We start from the raw sequence: 17,130 nt of genomic DNA on the forward strand, positions 1-17,130 counted from the left end.
CCCGGGCAGTGACCTCGGGGGATGGAGGGGGCCGAGCGGTGACCCGAGGGCGGGGGCCCGAGCCGGGGGCCCCGGTGGAGGGGCGGGCCCGCCGCTCGGGCCGGTCCGGGTCAGGCCGGGCGGGCGTGGCGTTCCGCGACGGCGTGCGCGCAGGGGCGCGCGGCGGTCGCCGGGCGCCCCAGGGGGCGCGGCACGGCGCGGCCGAGGTCGAGGAAGCCCTCGGCCTGGAGGGCGGCCGGACCGATGCGCGGCAGGTCGCCGGAGGCGCGGTGGACGACGAAGCGGGGCTCCCAGCGGGGCCGGAACTTCGCGTCGAAGCGGTACAGGGACTCGATCTGGAACCAGCGGGAGAGGAAGACCAGCAGCCCGCGCCAGGCGCGCAGCACGGGGCCGGCACCGATCTTCTCGCCACGCGCGAGCGCGGAACGGAACATCGCGGAGTTCAGCGACACGCGTGCGATGCCCAGCCTGGGCACGGCGCGCAGCGCGGCCACGATCAGCAGCTCGTTCATGCCCGGGTCGGCCGAGAGGTCCCGGCGCATCAGGTCCAGGGAGACCCCCGTCCGCGCCCCACGGGACGCAGTGCAGGATCGCCTTCAGGTCGCCGTACGGGCCCGGTTCGCCGTCCGCCTTGTGTGCGGTGGCCACGAGGCAGTCGCCGTCGGTGGGACGCCGAGGCGGCCCAGTGCCAGGGAGAAGCCCCGCTCGCCGTCGGTACCGCGCCAGTCGCCGGCGGCGCGGCGGATCCGCTCCAGCTCGGCCTCGCCCAGGTCACGGACGTGTCGTACCCGGGTTTCGTAACCGGCACGTTCGATGCGCCCGACCGTCTGCCGCACGTTGCGCCTCGCACGGCCGGCGAGGGAGAAATCCGCGACCGCCACCACCGCCTCGTCGCCCGGTTCGAGTGCGTCGAGGCCGGTCTCGCGGGTCCACACCTCGCCGCCCGTCTCGGAACAGCCCATGACGGCGGGCGTCCACGAACGCGCGCGGGCCTCGTCCATGAACCGCTCGATGGCGCCGGGCCATGCCTCCACGTCACCGATGGGATCCCCGCTGGCGAGCATCACCCCGGAGACCACGCGGTACGTGACCGCGGCCTTGCCGCTGGGGGAGAAGACCACGGCCTTGTCGCGGCGCAGCGCGAAGTGGCCGAGCGAGTCCCGGCCGCCGTGCCGCTCCAGCAGGGCGCGCAGCCGGACCTCGTCGTCCTCGGTCAGCCGCGCCGCCGGGTGCTCGGGGCGCAGCGCCAGGTAGATCGTGGTGACGGCGGTGAGCAGGCCCAGGGCGCCCAGGGAGACGCCGACCGTCCAGGAGGTGGTGCCCTCGTAGGCGACCGGGCCCTCGAAGCCGAACATGCCGTACAGGACATGGGTGATGCGGTCCGCGAGGGACGGGTCGCCGACCAGGCTGTGCGGGTGGGCGCTGACCACGACCAGGCCCAGGGCGAGCGAACCGGCCCCCATGAGCACGAAGTTGGCCAGCGCCCGCCACCGGCTGCGTGGATCGGGCAGGGACGCGAACTGGTCGCGGTGGCGCAGCAACGGCGCGAGCAGCGCGAGCGAGACGATCACGCCGGCCAGGGAGTGCCGGTACGTGAACTGCGCGACCGCCCCGGCCGGCAGCAGCACCACGGCGGCCCGCCAGGCCCGCCGCTTGCCATGCTTGAGGCCGTGGGCGAGCAGCAGCAACAGCACGCCGGCGCTGAGCGAGAGCGCGGCGGCGAAGGGGCCGAGCGCGCCGGGCAGCACCTCGGCCGGCGCGTGCATGCGGCTGTACCGGAAGCGTGGGAAGACGCCCGCGGCGATGTCCACGACGCCCACGAGGGCACAGGCCCTGCCGACGAGAAGGGGAACGGACTCGGGGCGCGGCGCGCGCAGGCGCCGGCGCCGCGGCATTTCCCCCTCTTCCCTGACTTCTCTGACAGACATCGCATCCTGTAGTTCTGCGCGAGAGTTGGCATCCGGTGCCGATTCGGGCATCCGGCGACATTGCGCCCTCTAGGACGGTGGGACGGAGGGGGAGGTTCACTCCGTTTCGCAAAGCCGTTTCCAAGGCCACGGGGTTGCTGCGTTCCGGGGTACGGGGGCGGGCCGATCCCCGCCCATGGGGGCGGCGTTGCCCCGCAGGCCGGGTGCGGCGCCGTTTCAAGGCCGTCCGGTGGCCGTGTTTTTACCGCCGGGGGCACCACGATTCGCCTACGCGCGGTAAGTTTCTGGCCATGCCACGTGGACGTCATCGCCATTCACCGCCCCTGCACAGGCTGCTGCCTCCGTCGGCGATCGCAGGCGTCTCGGTCGTCTGCGCCCTCGGCCCCTGGGTGTTCACCCAGCCGGCGCTGCTCCGTGGGCTGGCGGCCGCCGCCGCGGTGACGGCTGCCGTCGGTGCGGTCGTCATGCGCCGTTGGGACATCCAGGCCGGCAAGCAGGTGGCCGACCTCACGCGCGCGCGGGCGAGCGACGAGTGGCGGCACGAGGAACGCGTCGCCGAACTGGAGACCGATCTCGAGGAGTCGCGCGAACTGCGCGGCAAGCTCGAACAGCGCCTGAGGGCCAAGCGTGCCGAACTCGCCGGGTTGCGCAACGAGCACGCGGCACTGCTGCGCCGTTACGCCACCGCCGAGACCGAGCGCGCGAGCGCCCTGGAGGGCCGCCGCCAGCTGGAGATCGAGGCCACCGCACCCGCGCGTGCGCTGCCGCCCGTGCCGGTCGCGCAGGAGGCCGCCGAAGTCGCCCCCGAGGCCGACGGGACGGCCGACGGGATCGACCGGGCCGTCACCGGAACCGAGGGGACCGCGGACGGCACCGCCGGGGACAGCGCCCCGGAGGTGGCCGCCGAGGAGGAGCCCGAGGCCCCGAAGCTGTTCTCCCCGGAGGGCTCCCGGCTGTTCCTGCGGGCGCAGGCCGCGCTGGTCCGCTTCGACGCCGACCGGGAGGCCGGGCCCGGACAGGACCCGGCGGACGGGACGGAGGCGCCCGCGAAACAGCCCGTGCCGGCCGACGCCGAGCGCGGTGCCGGGGCGGAGGCCGCTGAGGAGGACGAGGCGCGGGGGAAGACCGAGGCGGCCGACGTGCACGAGCACGCGGTCGCCACCACCGGCCGGGCCACCATGCGCCAGCCCTCCGGGCACTACACCGTGCCCACCGCGGTGGCCGTCGTGCCGGCGCAGGCGACGGTGCGCCGTCCCAGGGTCGAGGGCGGCTTCGACTTCTTCGGCACGAAGGCGAAGGGTGAGGCGAGCGCCGCCCTGGAGGCCGTGCAGAACGAGGACCTCGCCGACGTGGTCGGCCAGGAGGCGCTCGATCTGCACAAGGCGGACTCGGAGGCGGAGTTCAAGCCCGTCACCGCGGAGTCGCGCGGTGTCGGCCAGGTGATCGACCTGACGGCACACGACGAGACCGAGCAGATCGACGTGCAGGGGCTGCGCAGCGCTGCTTCCTGACCGCTCACCGGAAACCACGTTCGAACGGCACTTCTCGGACGGCTTCCCCGGAACGCCGTGCCGGGCGCATCAGCGCCGGGCACGGCGTTCTCCGTGTCGTGCGGGCCCGGCGTCCACCTCGCGCCGCGCCCGGTGTTCTCACGCCATCCAGCGGTCCGGCCGGGCGTCCCTGCGTCCCGTACGGGACCGTTCGGCCTGGGCGCGCAGCAGGTCCGCGGCCTCCCCGGCGTCCCTCAGCCGGGCTGTGACGGTCTTGCCGGCGCCGGTGTCCACATGGACGTCGGCGAGCCGCCAGAGCCGCATCCAGGGCCCTTGCTCCTGCCGGACGCTCTGCACCTTGGCGTGCGGGACGAGTGCGAGGCTGCGCCGGAGCAGTCCGTGCCGGGCGACGAACACCGTGTCCGTGACGGTGAAGCCGTAGCCCCGCCACCACAGCGGCACGCATCGGCCCGCCTGCCGCGGCGGGCGGGACAGGGACGCGGCGGGTGGCACGGTCACGCCGGGCAGCACGCGCGTGACGAGGGACTCCGCGATCTCGCGCGGAGCGACCGGCAGCAGCAGGGAGTTGGACGAACCGGCCACGTCCAGCTCCACCCGCACCCAGCCGCGCCGCCGCCACAGCAGCGGCTCCACGATCCGCACGGTCTGCACCCGGCCGGGCGGCACCGTCTCGTGCGCGCGGTCCAGGAGCCCGCGGTCGATCCGGATTCCGTCCGGCGACTCGGCGACCGTCCAGTCGTACTCGGCGACGAACCTCCCCACGCTGCTCGCGCCCGCGGCGCCGAACAGCGGCACCGCGGTCGCGACCACCGTCCACAGGTTGTGGGTGAAGAGCCACAGCACGGTCGGTACGACGACTGCGCCGGCCAGCGTGGCCCAGGTCGCGCCGGTCAGCAGCAGCGAGACGGCGAGCACGCCCCCCGGCACGTTCAGCAGCCGCTGCTCCGGTGCCTCGCCCACCTCGTGGGCCGTGTCGGGCGCGAAACCGGCGGCACGCGCGAGGAGTTCGGCCCGCAACGCGCGTGCGTCCGCCTCACCCAGGTAGGCGAGCTCGTCCTTCTTGTCGGTGCCTATGACGTCGAGTCTGAGTTTCGCGACGCCCGCCACGCGCGCGAGGAGCGGCCTCGTGACGTCGACGGCCTGGATGCGCTCCAGGCGGATGTGCGCGGTGCGCCGGAACAGCAGCCCGGTGCGGATGCGCAGTTCCGTACCGGTCACCGCGAAGTGCGTGAACCACCAGCTGAGGAACCCGTAGAGCGCGGCGGCCGGCACGACCACGGCGAGGGCGATCAGGATCGTGGTCGTCGTCAGCCGGCTCAGCTGGCGGTGGGCGCCGTCCGGGTCGTGCAGCGCCCAGCCGATCAGCACGGCGACCGGTGCCCACGCCCGCCGGAACGGCGTGACCGGGTGCAGCCGGCGCTCGGTCACCGTCACCTCGCGGCGTACCGCGTCTTCGGTGCCCGGCGTCGTCACAGCCCCGCCGATCGTGCCTCGCCCAGCTCGGTGAGCCGGTCGCGCAGCCGTTCCGCCTCGGCCGGGTCGAGGCCGGGGATGGTCGCGTCGGTCGCCGCGGCGGCCGTGTGGAGCTGGACGCTGGCCAGCCCGAAGTGCCGCTCGACGGGCCCGGAGGTCACCTCGACCAGTTGCATCCGCCCGTACGGCACCACCGTCACGGTGTGCCACAGCACGCCCCGGCTGATCAGCAGGTCGTCGGCGCGCTCGGCGTACCGCCAGGAGCGCCAGTTGCGGGCGATCAGATCCCAGCCCCACACCGTCAGCGCCAGCGGCAGCAGCGCGAACGCGGCCCACGCGGGACCGGCCAGCAGCCCCGGCAGCAGAGCCGTGGCCAGCGTCAGCAGACCCAGCCACACCACCAGCAACAATCGGCGCATGCGCAGCAGGCCGGGCGGCAGCGCGGTCCAGGCCGGTTCGGCCTCCGCCGTCACCACCTGCCCGGTACCCGCCGCCCCGCCGTCCGCCGGGCCCGTCGTCCCGCCACCCGCCGGACCTGCCGTTCCGTCGCCCTGAGGGCTCCCCGTCTCCATACGGCCAGCCTACGTACGACAGACTGTGTCCATGACTCCCCCTACGGAGACCACGGTCGGAATCGGCGGCGCCGCGGAGAGCACCGACATGGTGCTCAACATCGGCCCCCAGCATCCGTCCACGCACGGCGTGCTGCGCCTGCGGCTGCTCCTCGACGGTGAGCGCATCACGAGCGCGGAGCCGGTGGTGGGCTATATGCACCGGGGTGCGGAGAAGCTGTTCGAGGCGCGTGACTACCGCCAGATCATCATGCTCGCCAACCGTCACGACTGGCTGTCGGCCTTCTCCAACGAGCTGGGCGTCGTCCTCGCCGTGGAGCGCATGCTCGGCATGGAGGTGCCCGCGCGCGCGGTGTGGACGCGCACGCTGCTCGCGGAGCTCAACCGGGTGCTGAACCACCTGATGTTCCTGGGCTCGTACCCGCTGGAGCTGGGTGGGATCACGCCGGTCTTCTACGCGTTCCGGGAGCGCGAGGTCCTGCAGAACGTCATGGAGGAGGTCTCCGGCGGGCGGATGCACTACATGTTCAACCGCGTCGGCGGCCTCAAGGAGGACGTGCCGGCCGGCTGGACCGCACGCGCGCGTACCGCGGTCGCGGGAGTGCGCTCGCGCATGGACCGGTTCGACGACCTGGTGCTCGGCAACGAGATCTTCCGGGGCCGCACCCGGGACGTGGGGAACCTCGCCCCGCAGGCCGTGCACGCGTACGGCGTGAGCGGCCCTATCGCGCGCGCCTCGGGCGTCGACTTCGACCTGCGCCGCGACGAGCCGTACCTGGCCTACGGGGAGCTTCAGGACACCCTCAAGGTCGTGACCCGCTCCGAGGGCGACTGTCTGGCCCGGTTCGAGTGCCTGCTGGAACAGACGCACAACGCGCTCGACCTGGCCGACGCCTGCCTCGACCGGATCGCCGAGCTGCCGCCGGGGCCGATCAACCAGAGGCTGCCCAAGGTGCTGAAGGCGCCCGAGGGACACACGTACGCGTGGACCGAGAACCCGCTCGGCATCAACGGCTACTACCTCGTCAGCAAGGGCGACAAGACGCCGTACCGGCTCAAGCTGCGCTCGGCCTCGTACAACAACATCCAGGTGCTGACCGAGCTGCTGCCGGGGACGCTGGTGGCGGACATGGTGGCGATCCTCGGGTCGATGTTCTTCGTGGTGGGGGACATCGACAAGTAGCCCGCGCGGGCTGCTTGTCGCCCGCGCGCGGGCAGGGCTCAGCCGGTGAGCGGGTCCGCGACGCCGACCGGCTGCACCAGCCAGCCGAAGTCGCCCAGCCCGCCAGGCGCCGTCAGTTCGGCGGCCTCACCGGCGCTCGCGAGGGCCCGCACATAGGCCGCGGGGTCGGTGGTGGCGAGGGCGAGCGGGGGGCGCGCGCCCGCGACACCCAGGGCGCGCAGGGCGTCACGCTGGCGCAGCGTGCGCCCCCCGGGGAGCGTGCACGCGTCCAGGGCCACATGCGCCGTGATGTCGCAGGAGCCGTCCGGCACGGGCGGCGTCTCGCGCCCCTCCCGGAAGCCGGTGAGCGTCCCGAAGGGCGGGCGCGCGTCCGCCGTGTGCGCGTAGTCCACGGCGACCGCCAGCCCTCGCCCGACGCGTCCCACGGCCGACGCCCACGCCTCGTCCCTCGGCAGTCCGATCTCCGCCCGTAGCCCCTCCTCGGCCGGTCCCGGCCACCACCGCGCCAGCCACCCGGCCGCCGCCCCGGACACCGGCTCCCCGAGCCGTTCGGTCCCGTCCTCGCGGACGAGCACCAGCCGCCAGACGCCCGCGGAGTCCACCTCGGCGACCTCCAGGGGCACGTTGTCGAGCCACTCGTTGGCGAACAGCAGCCCGGTGACACCCTCGGGGCACTCGGCCGGCCACTCGATGCGGTGATCGAGACCGGCCGGGCGCTCCGCGATCTCGACGGCGTACGCGCGCGTGCGGGCGGCCACCGAGGCGGGCAGCGCGGCGAGCACCCCGGTGACCAGTTCGCCCCGCCCCGCGGCCATGTCGACGAAGTCCAGGGACGCCGGCCGGCCCAGCGCCTCGTCGACCCGGCGCAGCAGCCCCGCCACCGCCTCGGCGAACAGCGGCGAGGCGTGCACCGACGTGCGGAAGTGCCCGGCCGGTCCCTCCGGCCCGCGGTAGAAGCCGCCGGGGCCGTACAGCGCCGCCTCCATGGCCGCGCGCCACCCTCGCCAGCCCTGCCCCGCGGACCGTCCGCCGTCCATCGAGTCGCCCGTCGCACCCCTGGTCACAGGGCAAGGCTAGGCGCACAGGAGAGCGGAACCTCCACCTTGCGGAGTACACGTATCGCACCTGGATCGGTCCTCCGGTTGACTCCCGCACGCACCACGCTTCCCTACGCTGGGTTACGTGCAGCGCCTCTACGACTTCCTCCGCCGACACCCGACATGGGTCGACGGCTTCTGGGCCCTCGTCCTGTTCGGGATCTCGGTCGTCGGCGGGGCGGCCACGGAGGAGAGCAGCCGCAGCGAGCTCCCCGCCTTCTTCCTGCCGATCACGCTGGCGCTCTGCCTGGTGCTGACGCTGCGCCGGCGCATGCCGGAGAAGATGCTCGTGCTGGCCGCCGCCGTAGGTGTGGCGCAGCTGGTGCTGGACGTGGGGCAGTTGCCCGCCGACTTCGCGATGCTGGTGATCGTCTACACCGTGGCCGCGATCGGGGAGCGCTGGGCCTCCCGGTTCGCCCTGGTCGGCGGTCTGTGCGCGGCGCCGGCGGCACAGCTGCGCTGGCCGGAGCCCCAGACGAGCGTCGCGGGCAACATCGCGCTGGCGATCTTCCTGACGGTGCCGTTCGCCCTGGCCTGGGTGCTCGGCGACTCGATCCGGACCCGGCGCGCCTACTTCGCCCAGCTGGAGGAGCGCGCCGCCCGGCTGGAGAAGGAGCGCGAGGCGCAGTCCAAGGTCGCCGTCGCCGCCGAACGCGCCCGGATCGCGCGCGAACTGCACGACGTCGTCGCACACAACGTGTCCGTCATGGTGGTGCAGGCCGACGGCGCCGCGTACGTCCTCGACGCCGCGCCCGACCAGGCCAAGAAGGCCCTGGAGACCATCTCCTCCACCGGCCGCCAGGCCCTCGCCGAGATGCGCCGCCTGCTCGGCGTCCTGCGCACCGGTGAGCACCAGGAGGGCGGGGAGTACGTCCCGCAGCCCGACGTCCAGCAGATCGAGGACCTGGTCGAGCAGTGCAGGTCCTCCGGGCTGCCCGTCGACTTCAAGATCGAGGGCACGCCCCGGCCGCTGCCCAGCGGCGTCGAGCTGACCGCGTACCGCATCGTGCAGGAGGCGCTCACCAACACCCGCAAGCACGGCGGGCCCAACGCGGGCGCCAGCGTGCGCCTGGTGTACTTCGACGACGGGCTCGGCCTGCTCATCGAGGACGACGGCAAGGGCGCTCCGCACGAGCTGTACGAGGAGGGCGGCCTCGACGGCCAGGGCCACGGTCTGATCGGCATGCGCGAGCGGGTCGGCATGGTCGGCGGCACCCTGGACGCGGGCCCCCGCCCCGGCGGAGGATTCCGCATCAGTGCGCTGCTGCCCCTCAAACCAGCGCACTGACGCATCCGCACGCGCCCCGTTGACACCTGTCACGCCCCCCGACGACTTCGCACAACGACCTTCGAGACGGATACGGAAGAGGACCCATGACGATTCGCGTGATGCTCGTCGACGACCAGGTGCTGCTGCGCACCGGGTTCCGGATGGTGCTCGCCGCGCAACCGGACATGGAGGTCGTGGCGGAGGCGGGCGACGGCGTCGAGGCCCTCCAGGAGCTGCGCTCGACCGAGGTCGACGTGGTGCTGATGGACGTCCGGATGCCCAAGCTGGACGGCGTGGAGACCACCCGCCGGATCTGCTCGGACCCGAACCCGCCGAAGGTGCTGATCCTCACCACCTTCGACCTGGACGAGTACGCCTTCTCCGGGCTTAAGGCCGGCGCCTCCGGCTTCATGCTCAAGGACGTGCCGCCCGGCGAGCTGCTCGCTGCCATCCGTTCCGTGCACAGCGGCGACGCCGTGGTGGCGCCGTCGACGACCCGCCGCCTGCTCGACCGGTTCGCGCCGATGCTGCCCAGCGCCGGCAAGGAGCCCCGGCACAAGGAACTGGAGCGGCTCACCGACCGGGAGCGCGAGGTGATGGTGCTGGTCGCGCAGGGGCTGTCCAACGGGGAGATCGCGGCCCGGCTGGTGCTGTCCGAGGCGACCGTGAAGACGCACGTGGGCCGCATCCTGACCAAGCTCGGGCTGCGGGACCGGGTACAGGTGGTCGTCCTGGCGTACGAGACGGGGCTGGTGCGGGCCGGCGGCCACGGCTGACCCGGGCGCGGCCGGGCCGGGGCCGTCGGTAGGGTCTGCCCATGCTCCTGTGGATCAACGGCCCCTTCGGGGGCGGCAAGACACAGACCGCACACGAGATACAGCGCCGGCTGCCCGGCAGCGTCATCTGCGACCCGGAGCACGCGGGCTTCGGCCTGCGCCGCATGCTCCCGCCCGCCCTGCGGGGCGACTTCCAGGAACTGGTCTCCTGGCGGCAGGGCGTCGTCGAGGTCCTCGACCTCGCCCTCACCCGGCACGAGGGTGTGGTCATCGCCCCGATGACGGTCACCGACTCCGGCCACTTCGCGGAGACCGTCGGGCGGCTGCGCGAACTGGGTCACGACGTACGGCACTTCACGCTCCTCGCCGAACGAGAGACCGTGCTGAACCGGCTGCGGGAACGCGGAGCCGGGCACCTCCTTCAGTACGTCGCGGGCAGGAACCCCGGACCGCGAGGCGGGAGTTGGGCCGCCGGGCAGCTCGACCACTGCCTGGAGCGGCTGCGTGAGCCGGAGTTCGCCGAGCATCTGTGGACCGACCACACGACGGTGCCGAAGACGGCGGACCGGATCGCCGTCCTCGCGGGGCTGACCCTGCGCCCCGACGACGAAGGTCCGCTGCGCGCCCGGCTGAGGCGGGCGCGGGTGGGTGCCAGGCACATCCGGTTCGACTGAGGGGGCGCGCACGGCACCGGGGGTGGCGTGCCTCCGGGTCGCGTACGGCTATCTGAGGATCCCCTCCAGGAAGTCGCTGCCCAGCCGTGCCACCACCGTCACGTCCAGCTGGTGCAGGACGTACCGTCCCCGGCGGCGCGTGGTGATCAGGCCCGCCTTCTTCAGCACGCCCAGGTGGCGCGATATCTCCGGCGCCGTCACGCCGTGGGCCGTGGCCAGCTCGCCGGTGGTGAACGCGCTGCGGGCGAGATGGCGGCAGATACGCATCCGCAGGGGGTGGGACAGGGCCGTCATCCGCAGCGTGAGCTGCTCGACGGACGGCGGCGAAGCCAGCTCCGGGGAGCCCACCGGGTAGTGCAGGACCGGCTGCCAGCCGTACCGGTGCAGCACCATCAGGTGGGGCCAGCCGAGGCTCGTCGGCACCAGCAGCAGACCACCGCCGGCGGTCGTCGTGCGCCCCTCGACCAGCTTGTCGACGACGATCCGGGCGCCGTCCTCGGCCAGCGTCACGGCCGAGGACACGGATGCCAGCGCCTCGCCGAGGCCCTTGCGCCGCAGCAGCTCCGTCTTGTGCCGCGCGTCCGCGGCGAGCGGGTGGCGCACCCGGGCCCAGACGTCACCGAAGAACGCCTCGTCGCACTCCTTGAGGAACTGGCGCAGCCAGGCACGCACGCGTGGCGGGTCGTCGAGCAGCCGCTTGGTGAACCGCACCTGCCGTGGGCCGCGCGACTCGGCCAGGTCCAGGGCGCGGCGGCGCAGTCCCGGATGGGCGAGGACGCCGGCGCCCGGCACGTCGTAGGCGGACGCGCAGGTGAACTCCAGCGCCGCGTCCGCGAACTGCTCGTCCGAGAGCTTGTCCAGCAGGTCGAGGTCCTCGGCGAGCGTCGCTCCGGGCAGGGTGCCGCGGCCCGGGACGCCCGCGTACGGCAGGAAGAGGTCCGAGAACGTCGTCCGCCACAGGAAGTCGGCCTCGCACATCCGGTCGGCCAGATGCGAGTCGAGCCCGGCGGTCACGCCGGTCACCCAGCCCTGGAGGCCGGGATGGTGCCCCGGCTCGGACAGCGCGTGAAGCGCCATGCCGAGCTCGGCGAGGGGTGAGGGCACGACGGCGACCCTCTCCGGCCGCAGCCCCGCGATGTCGATGCTCAGGCTCATGACGCCATGGTGCACCCCGGCACGGGCGACGCCGCCGCCGATTGACGCCGGCCGTCAATCCACGCGACGCCGAAGGCCGGTGCGGCGCAGCCTGGCTGCACCGGGGCAGCCGCGGAGCCCTCGGATTCCCGACCGTCCCGTGACCACGTTCCGAAGGGCCGAACCGCCATGAGCATCACCCAGCAGCACCTCCTCGACGCCTACCGCGCCCAGCAACTCGGCACGCCCGCCCCGCCCGCTCCCGGTGCCCACGACCGGCAGGTCGTGCGCGAGTGGCGCGACCGGCGGGAGTTCCGCGCGGTCCTCGCCGGCCGCCCGGCGCGGGGACGCGTCCGGCACGCACTGGGCCGGTGGCTCCTTCCGGGACGGCGGGCTACGAGCTGACCGCGCGGTCACCGCTTCCGCGCTGACCGCCGGGCACGGCTCACAGGCGGCCGGTGTGCGAGCGGCCACACGCCGGTCGCCGGGCACCCGCCGCCTGCTGACCCCTACGGCAGCCGGGAGACGAACTCCGCGACCGCCGCCCGCACGTCGTCCGCCGTCCATTCCAGGCCCGCGGCCCGTACGTCGATCTCCGTGACGGCGAGGCCCGGGCCGGGGCCGTCCCACGGGCGGCCGAAGAGCAGGGTCCCCGTCTCCTCCGCCTGCCGGACCGCCGCCTCGGCGAGGACGTCGGGGCCGTAGGGCAGCCAGACCTGGAACTCGTTGGTGTGCGGCTCCTCGGGATGGACGCGCACCCAGGGCACGCCGGTCGCCGCGAATCCCTCGCGCAGGGCGGCGGCCACCACACGCGCGTGCCGCACGTAGTCGGGGAGCCGGGGAAGCTCCCGCTCCAGCCCGGCGAGAGCCGACAGCACGGTCGGGAACTGCTGGAACACCTGACCGCCGTACCGGTGCCGCCAGGTCTTCGCCTCCTCCACGAGCGTCTCCGGGCCCGCGAGCGCCGCACCGCCGAAGCCGTCGAGGGACTTGTAGAACGACACGTACACGCTGTCCGCGAGTGCGGCGATCTCGTGCAGCGGGCGGCCGAAATGGACGGTGGTCTCCCACAGGCGCGCGCCGTCGAAGTGCACCACCGCGTCGCGCTCCCGCGCCGCCTCCACCACCTCGCCCAGCGCCTCCCAGGAAGGCAGCACGAAACCGGCGTCCCGCAGCGGCAGTTCCAGCATCAGCGCACCGAACGGCTCCTCGAACTCCCGGATCTCGGCAGCGGTCGGCAGCCGCGGCTCCTTGTTCACATGCACCGTGCGCAGGCCACTGACCTGCGCGAACGCGTCGCGCTCGTGCACTTCGGGGTGGGCGAGCGGGTGCAGCGCGACGGTCGGGTTCCCGGTGCGGCCTGCCCAGCAGCGCAGGGCCACCTGCTGGGCCATCGTGCCGGTCGGGAAGAACGCGGCGGCCTCCGTGCCGAGCAGCCCGGCGACCTTCGTCTCCAGGGCCTCCACGACGCCGTTGCCGTACAGGTCCGCCGCCTCGTCCAGGTCGTACAACTCCCCAGCGGTCTCCAGCAGCGCCAAGCGCTCCCGGAGCGTCCCGAGCGCACCGGAGCGCGTGAGGACGCGCCGCGCGCCCTGATGCGCCTTCCTGCGCCGCCCGAAGCGCTGTTTGCGCTGCTCCTCGACCGTACTTTTCGGGTCCCGCCCGTCCTGCTCCGCCGTCTCAGCCATACCGCGATCATCCCGGGGCCGGGGCCCGGGTGAGTACCGGATTTCACCACCCACAGCCTGTGGACGACCGAACGCCCTTCGAACCAATCGCGTTAACATGACGAGAAATCGTCCGGTACCCGGAGCGGACTGGAACGGGAAGGCCACCGTCGCGTGAGTACAAGCCAACAGCCAGACACCAAGGACCGTCCCGCGCGGCTCACCGTCGGCGTCGTCGGCGCCGGCCGGGTGGGCCCCGCACTCGCCGCGTCCCTCCAGCTCGCCGGGCATCGCCCGGTGGCCGTCTCCGCGGTCTCCGACGCCTCCAGAAGGCGGGCCGCGCTGCTGCTGCCCGACGTGCCGGTGGTCCCGCCCGCCGAGGTGCTCCGGCGCGCCGACCTGGTGCTGCTGACCGTGCCGGACGACACCCTGCCCGGCCTCGTGGACGGCCTCGCCGCGACCGGGGCGGTACGGCCGGGACAGCTGCTGGCGCACACCTCCGGGCGGTACGGCGCGAACGTCCTGGAGCCCGCTCTGCGGGCCGGCGGGCTGCCGCTGGCCCTGCACCCCGCGATGACGTTCACCGGGACGCCGGTGGACGTCCAGCGCCTCGCAGGGTGCTCCTTCGGCGTCACCGCCCCGGACGAACTGCGGCTGGCCGCCGAAGCGCTCGTGATCGAGATGGGCGGCGAGCCCGAGTGGATCGCCGAGGAGAACCGCCCGCTCTACCACGCGGCCCTCGCCCTGGGCGCGAACCACCTGGTGACGCTGGTCGCCCAGTCCATGGAGCTGCTGCGCGCGGCCGGCGTCGAGGCCCCGGACCGGATGCTCGGACCGCTGCTCGGCGCCGCCCTCGACAACGCCCTGCGCTCCGGCGACGCGGCCCTGACCGGCCCCGTCGCGCGCGGGGACGCCGGCACGGTCGCCGCGCACGTCACGGAACTGCGCCGGCACGCCCCGCAGGCCGTCGCCGGCTATCTGGCGATGGCGCGCGCGACCGCCGACCGCGCGCTCGCGCACGGCCTGCTGAAGCCGGAACTCGCGGAGGACCTGCTCGGGGTACTCGCCGCAGACACGACCCTGCCCGAGAACGGGGAAGACCGATGAGCCGCAGGAGCTTCGAACTCGTCCCCACCCTGGACGACCTGACGTACGTGCGCGAACACCACGCCGTACCGGGCCGCACCGCCGTGGTCATGACGATGGGCGCCCTGCACGACGGCCACGCCACCCTGATCCGCACCGCGCGCGGGCACGTCGGGCCGGACGGATTCGTCGTGGTCACGGTCTTCGTCAACCCGTTGCAGTTCGGCAAGGGCGAGGACCTCGACCGCTACCCGCGCACCCTGGAGGCCGACCTCAAGATCGCCGAGCAGGCCGGGGCGGACGTCGTGTTCGCCCCCGCCGCGGACGAGGTCTACCCCGGGGGCGAACCCCAGGTGCGCATCAGCGCCGGTCCCATGGGGGACCGCCTGGAGGGCGCGTCCCGGCCCGGTCACTTCGACGGTGTGCTCACGGTCGTCGGCAAGCTGCTCCACCTCACCCGCCCCGACGTGGCGTTCTTCGGGCAGAAGGACGCCCAGCAGCTGGCCGTGATCCGCCGTATGGCGCGGGACCTGAACTTCGGCGTCGAGATCGTCGGCGTACCCACCGTGCGTGAGGACGACGGCCTGGCCCTGTCCAGCCGCAACCGCTACCTCTCGCCCCAGGAGCGGCGCACGGCGCTCGCGCTGTCCCGTGCCCTGTTCGCGGGCCGCGACCGGCACGCCGCGCAGGAGGCACTGCGTGCGCGGGCGCGTGAGGTGCCCGCCACGCGCGCGCGGGCCGAGGCCCTCAGCGCCATCGGCGAGTCCCGTGCCGCCGCCGACGCGCACGCCGTCGCCAAGGCCGCCCCCGGCAGCCCGTCCGCCGTACGCGCCGCCGCCCGCCTGGTCCTGGACGAGGCCGTCCGCCTCGACCCGCCCCTGGTGCTGGACTACCTGGCGCTGGTGGACCCCGACGACTTCACCGAGATCGAGGACGACTTCACGGGGGAGGCCGTCCTCGCGGTCGCCGCCAAGGTCGGCACGACCCGGCTGATCGACAACATCCCCCTCACCTTCGGAGCCGCCTCGTGACCGGCACAGGCATACGACTGCACGCCCCCGCTCCGGGCTGGTCCATCTCCGCCGACGTGGTGGTCGTCGGCTCCGGCGTCGCCGGCCTGACGGCCGCGCTGCGCTGCGAGGCCGCCGGTATGCGCACCGTCGTCGTCACCAAGGCGCGCCTCGACGACGGCTCCACCCGCTGGGCGCAGGGCGGCATCGCCGCGGCGCTGGGCGAGGGCGACAGCCCCGAGCAGCACCTGGACGACACCCTGGTGGCCGGTGCCGGTCTGTGCGACGTGGAGGCGGTGCGGATCCTCGTCACCGAGGGTCCCGACGCCGTGCGCCGCCTGATCGAGACGGGCGCGCACTTCGACGAGTCCACCGAGGGCGAACTGGCGCTCACCCGCGAGGGCGGCCACCACCGCCGCCGTATCGCGCACGCGGGCGGCGACGCGACCGGCGCGGAGATCTCCCGCGCCCTCGTGGAGGCGGTACGCGCGCGTGGTCTGCGCACCATCGAGAACGCCCTGGTCCTCGACCTCCTCACGGATGCCGGCGGCCGCACCGCCGGCGTCACCCTGCACGTCATGGGCGAGGGTCAGCACGACGGCGTGGGGGCGGTGCACGCGCCGGCGGTGGTGCTCGCGACCGGCGGCATGGGGCAGGTCTTCTCGGCGACCACCAACCCCTCCGTCTCCACCGGCGACGGTGTGGCCCTCGCCCTGCGCGCGGGCGCGGAGGTCAGCGACCTCGAATTCGTCCAGTTCCACCCCACGGTGCTGTTCCTCGGCCCGGACGCGGAGGGCCAGCAACCCCTCGTCTCCGAGGCGGTACGGGGGGAGGGCGCGCACCTGGTGGACGCCGCCGGCGTGCGCTTCATGACCGGGCAGCACGAACTGGCCGAACTCGCCCCCCGGGACATCGTCGCCAAGGGCATCATGCGGCGCATGCAGGAGCAGGACGCCGAGCACATGTTCCTCGACGCCCGGCACTTCGGCGCCGCCATGTGGGAGCACCGCTTCCCCACGATCCTCGCCGCCTGCCGCGCCCACGGCATCGATCCGGTACACGAACCGATCCCGATCGCCCCGGCGGCCCACTACGCCTCCGGAGGCGTCCGCACCGACTCCCACGGCCGCACCACGGTCCCCGGCCTGTACGCGTGCGGCGAGGTCGCCTGCACCGGCGTGCACGGAGCCAACCGGCTCGCCTCCAACAGCCTCCTCGAGGGCCTGGTCTACGCCGAGCGCATCGCCCACGACATCGCGCTGACCCACCGCCGGGACGGCCTCCACGCGCGCGTGCCCGCCCCGGTCCCGCACCCGGAGCAGCCCGCGTACCCGCTCCTCGCCCCCGAGGACCGCTTCACGATCCAGCGCACCATGACCGAGGGCGCCGGCGTCCTGCGCTCCGCCGGCTCCCTCGGCAAGGCCGCGGAACAACTCCACCGCCTGCACGCCGACGCCCGGGACGCCCTGCACGAGAACGGCAAGACGGCCGAGCCCGGCGTCGACACCTGGGAGACCACCAACCTCCTGTGCGTGGCCCGCGTCCTGGTGGCCGCCGCGCAGCTCCGCGAGGAGACCCGCGGCTGCCACTGGCGCGAGGACCGCGCCGACCGCGACGACACCGCCTGGCGCCGCCATATCGTCGTACGGCTGAATCCGGACCGCACACTCGCCGTACGCACCACCGATACCGCAGACTTCCCCCCAGTCCGGCCGCACCACCCGGCGCACCGTCCCCAGGAGCAGTGAC

General features: G+C 73.8%; 14 protein-coding genes and 1 pseudogene. 9 read left to right on the forward strand and 6 right to left on the reverse strand.

Translation table 11 applies throughout. The features are described 5' to 3' along the window. Positions 1–110: 110 nt before the first annotated feature. Positions 111–1,979: pseudogene (locus ACIHCM_RS07245) on the reverse strand (phosphatidylglycerol lysyltransferase domain-containing protein). Positions 1,980–2,218: 239 nt separating this feature from the next. Here ACIHCM_RS07245 and ACIHCM_RS07250 point away from each other — a divergent pair. Further along, a complete protein-coding gene (locus ACIHCM_RS07250) occupies positions 2,219–3,439 on the forward strand; it encodes a hypothetical protein (RefSeq protein ID WP_399890384.1) in 1,221 nt (406 codons plus the stop codon). A 138-nt stretch (positions 3,440–3,577) separates the two neighbouring features. Here ACIHCM_RS07250 and ACIHCM_RS07255 read toward each other — a convergent pair whose 3' ends face one another. Further along, complete coding sequence (locus tag ACIHCM_RS07255; protein ID WP_399890387.1) at positions 3,578–4,912, reverse strand: PH domain-containing protein; 1,335 nt, start codon at positions 4,910–4,912, stop codon at positions 3,578–3,580. Continuing rightward, complete coding sequence (locus tag ACIHCM_RS07260; RefSeq protein ID WP_399890390.1) at positions 4,909–5,484, reverse strand: PH domain-containing protein; 576 nt, start codon at positions 5,482–5,484, stop codon at positions 4,909–4,911. Before ACIHCM_RS07260 ends, ACIHCM_RS07255 begins: the two co-directional genes overlap by 4 nt. Before the next feature lie 31 nt (positions 5,485–5,515). On the opposite strand from ACIHCM_RS07260, the gene ACIHCM_RS07265 reads away from it, so the two are divergent. After that, a complete protein-coding gene (locus tag ACIHCM_RS07265; RefSeq protein ID WP_399890393.1) occupies positions 5,516–6,667 on the forward strand; it encodes an NADH-quinone oxidoreductase subunit D in 1,152 nt (383 codons plus the stop codon). Between the two features lie 38 nt (positions 6,668–6,705). Here ACIHCM_RS07265 and ACIHCM_RS07270 read toward each other — a convergent pair whose 3' ends face one another. Then, complete coding sequence (locus ACIHCM_RS07270; RefSeq protein WP_399890593.1) at positions 6,706–7,704, reverse strand: SAM-dependent methyltransferase; 999 nt, start codon at positions 7,702–7,704, stop codon at positions 6,706–6,708. 145 nt (positions 7,705–7,849) lie between these two features. Between ACIHCM_RS07270 and ACIHCM_RS07275 the strand changes: the two genes are divergently transcribed. From ACIHCM_RS07275 to ACIHCM_RS07285, 3 genes are all read left to right on the forward strand, one after another. Then, positions 7,850–9,052 (forward strand): sensor histidine kinase, encoded by a 1,203-nt coding sequence (locus tag ACIHCM_RS07275; RefSeq protein WP_399890396.1) that lies wholly within the window; start codon positions 7,850–7,852, stop codon positions 9,050–9,052. Positions 9,053–9,138: 86 nt separating this feature from the next. Beyond that, on the forward strand, positions 9,139–9,810 hold the full coding sequence (locus ACIHCM_RS07280) for a response regulator (RefSeq protein WP_399890399.1): 672 nt from the start codon (positions 9,139–9,141) through the stop codon (positions 9,808–9,810). Between the two features lie 41 nt (positions 9,811–9,851). Then, positions 9,852–10,484: an AAA family ATPase gene (locus ACIHCM_RS07285; protein ID WP_399890402.1), complete on the forward strand. Its 633-nt coding sequence runs from the start codon at positions 9,852–9,854 to the stop codon at positions 10,482–10,484. Positions 10,485–10,532: 48 nt separating this feature from the next. On the opposite strand, the gene ACIHCM_RS07290 is transcribed toward ACIHCM_RS07285, so the two are convergent. Further along, positions 10,533–11,639 (reverse strand): DUF5937 family protein, encoded by a 1,107-nt coding sequence (locus ACIHCM_RS07290; RefSeq protein WP_399890405.1) that lies wholly within the window; start codon positions 11,637–11,639, stop codon positions 10,533–10,535. Between the two features lie 168 nt (positions 11,640–11,807). On the opposite strand from ACIHCM_RS07290, the gene ACIHCM_RS07295 reads away from it, so the two are divergent. Beyond that, positions 11,808–12,023 carry a hypothetical protein gene (locus ACIHCM_RS07295; RefSeq protein WP_399890408.1) on the forward strand — a complete coding sequence of 72 codons (216 nt, stop codon included), beginning with the start codon at positions 11,808–11,810 and terminating at the stop codon, positions 12,021–12,023. Between the two features lie 104 nt (positions 12,024–12,127). Here the strand turns inward: ACIHCM_RS07295 and ACIHCM_RS07300 are convergent, their stop codons facing one another. Beyond that, positions 12,128–13,306 carry a threonine aldolase family protein gene (locus tag ACIHCM_RS07300; protein WP_399890411.1) on the reverse strand — a complete coding sequence of 393 codons (1,179 nt, stop codon included), beginning with the start codon at positions 13,304–13,306 and terminating at the stop codon, positions 12,128–12,130. Positions 13,307–13,459: 153 nt separating this feature from the next. On the opposite strand from ACIHCM_RS07300, the gene ACIHCM_RS07305 reads away from it, so the two are divergent. The 3 genes from ACIHCM_RS07305 to ACIHCM_RS07315 are packed head-to-tail and all read left to right on the forward strand — an operon-like array spanning position 13,460 to position 17,129. Beyond that, the gene (locus ACIHCM_RS07305; RefSeq protein WP_399890414.1) at positions 13,460–14,392 is read left to right on the forward strand and encodes a Rossmann-like and DUF2520 domain-containing protein; all 933 of its coding nucleotides are present in this window, start codon (positions 13,460–13,462) and stop codon (positions 14,390–14,392) included. Continuing rightward, the gene (gene panC / locus ACIHCM_RS07310) at positions 14,389–15,402 is read left to right on the forward strand and encodes a pantoate--beta-alanine ligase (protein ID WP_399890417.1); all 1,014 of its coding nucleotides are present in this window, start codon (positions 14,389–14,391) and stop codon (positions 15,400–15,402) included. The genes ACIHCM_RS07305 and panC overlap by 4 nt, the downstream gene beginning before the upstream one ends. Beyond that, positions 15,399–17,129, forward strand: a complete 1,731-nt coding sequence (locus ACIHCM_RS07315; RefSeq protein WP_399890420.1) for an L-aspartate oxidase — start codon at positions 15,399–15,401, stop codon at positions 17,127–17,129. The genes panC and ACIHCM_RS07315 overlap by 4 nt, the downstream gene beginning before the upstream one ends. Position 17,130: the final 1 nt, after the last annotated feature.

Origin of the sequence: Streptomyces sp. NPDC052023 (assembly GCF_044548465.1) — a bacterium.
Taxonomy (GTDB): domain Bacteria; phylum Actinomycetota; class Actinomycetes; order Streptomycetales; family Streptomycetaceae; genus Streptomyces.

Excerpts from the sequence above, each read along its gene's own strand:
- ACIHCM_RS07260 (WP_399890390.1), bottom strand. The coding sequence starts at position 5,484 with ATGGAGACGGGGAGCCCTCAGGGCGACGGAACGGCAGGTCCGGCGGGT.
- ACIHCM_RS07290 (WP_399890405.1), bottom strand. The coding sequence starts at position 11,639 with ATGAGCCTGAGCATCGACATCGCGGGGCTGCGGCCGGAGAGGGTCGCC.
- ACIHCM_RS07295 (WP_399890408.1), top strand. The coding sequence starts at position 11,808 with ATGAGCATCACCCAGCAGCACCTCCTCGACGCCTACCGCGCCCAGCAA.
- ACIHCM_RS07250 (WP_399890384.1), top strand. The coding sequence starts at position 2,219 with ATGCCACGTGGACGTCATCGCCATTCACCGCCCCTGCACAGGCTGCTG.
- ACIHCM_RS07280 (WP_399890399.1), top strand. The coding sequence starts at position 9,139 with ATGACGATTCGCGTGATGCTCGTCGACGACCAGGTGCTGCTGCGCACC.
- panC (WP_399890417.1), top strand. The coding sequence starts at position 14,389 with ATGAGCCGCAGGAGCTTCGAACTCGTCCCCACCCTGGACGACCTGACG.
- ACIHCM_RS07285 (WP_399890402.1), top strand. The coding sequence starts at position 9,852 with ATGCTCCTGTGGATCAACGGCCCCTTCGGGGGCGGCAAGACACAGACC.
- ACIHCM_RS07300 (WP_399890411.1), bottom strand. The coding sequence starts at position 13,306 with ATGGCTGAGACGGCGGAGCAGGACGGGCGGGACCCGAAAAGTACGGTC.
- ACIHCM_RS07265 (WP_399890393.1), top strand. The coding sequence starts at position 5,516 with ATGACTCCCCCTACGGAGACCACGGTCGGAATCGGCGGCGCCGCGGAG.
- ACIHCM_RS07270 (WP_399890593.1), bottom strand. The coding sequence starts at position 7,704 with ATGGACGGCGGACGGTCCGCGGGGCAGGGCTGGCGAGGGTGGCGCGCG.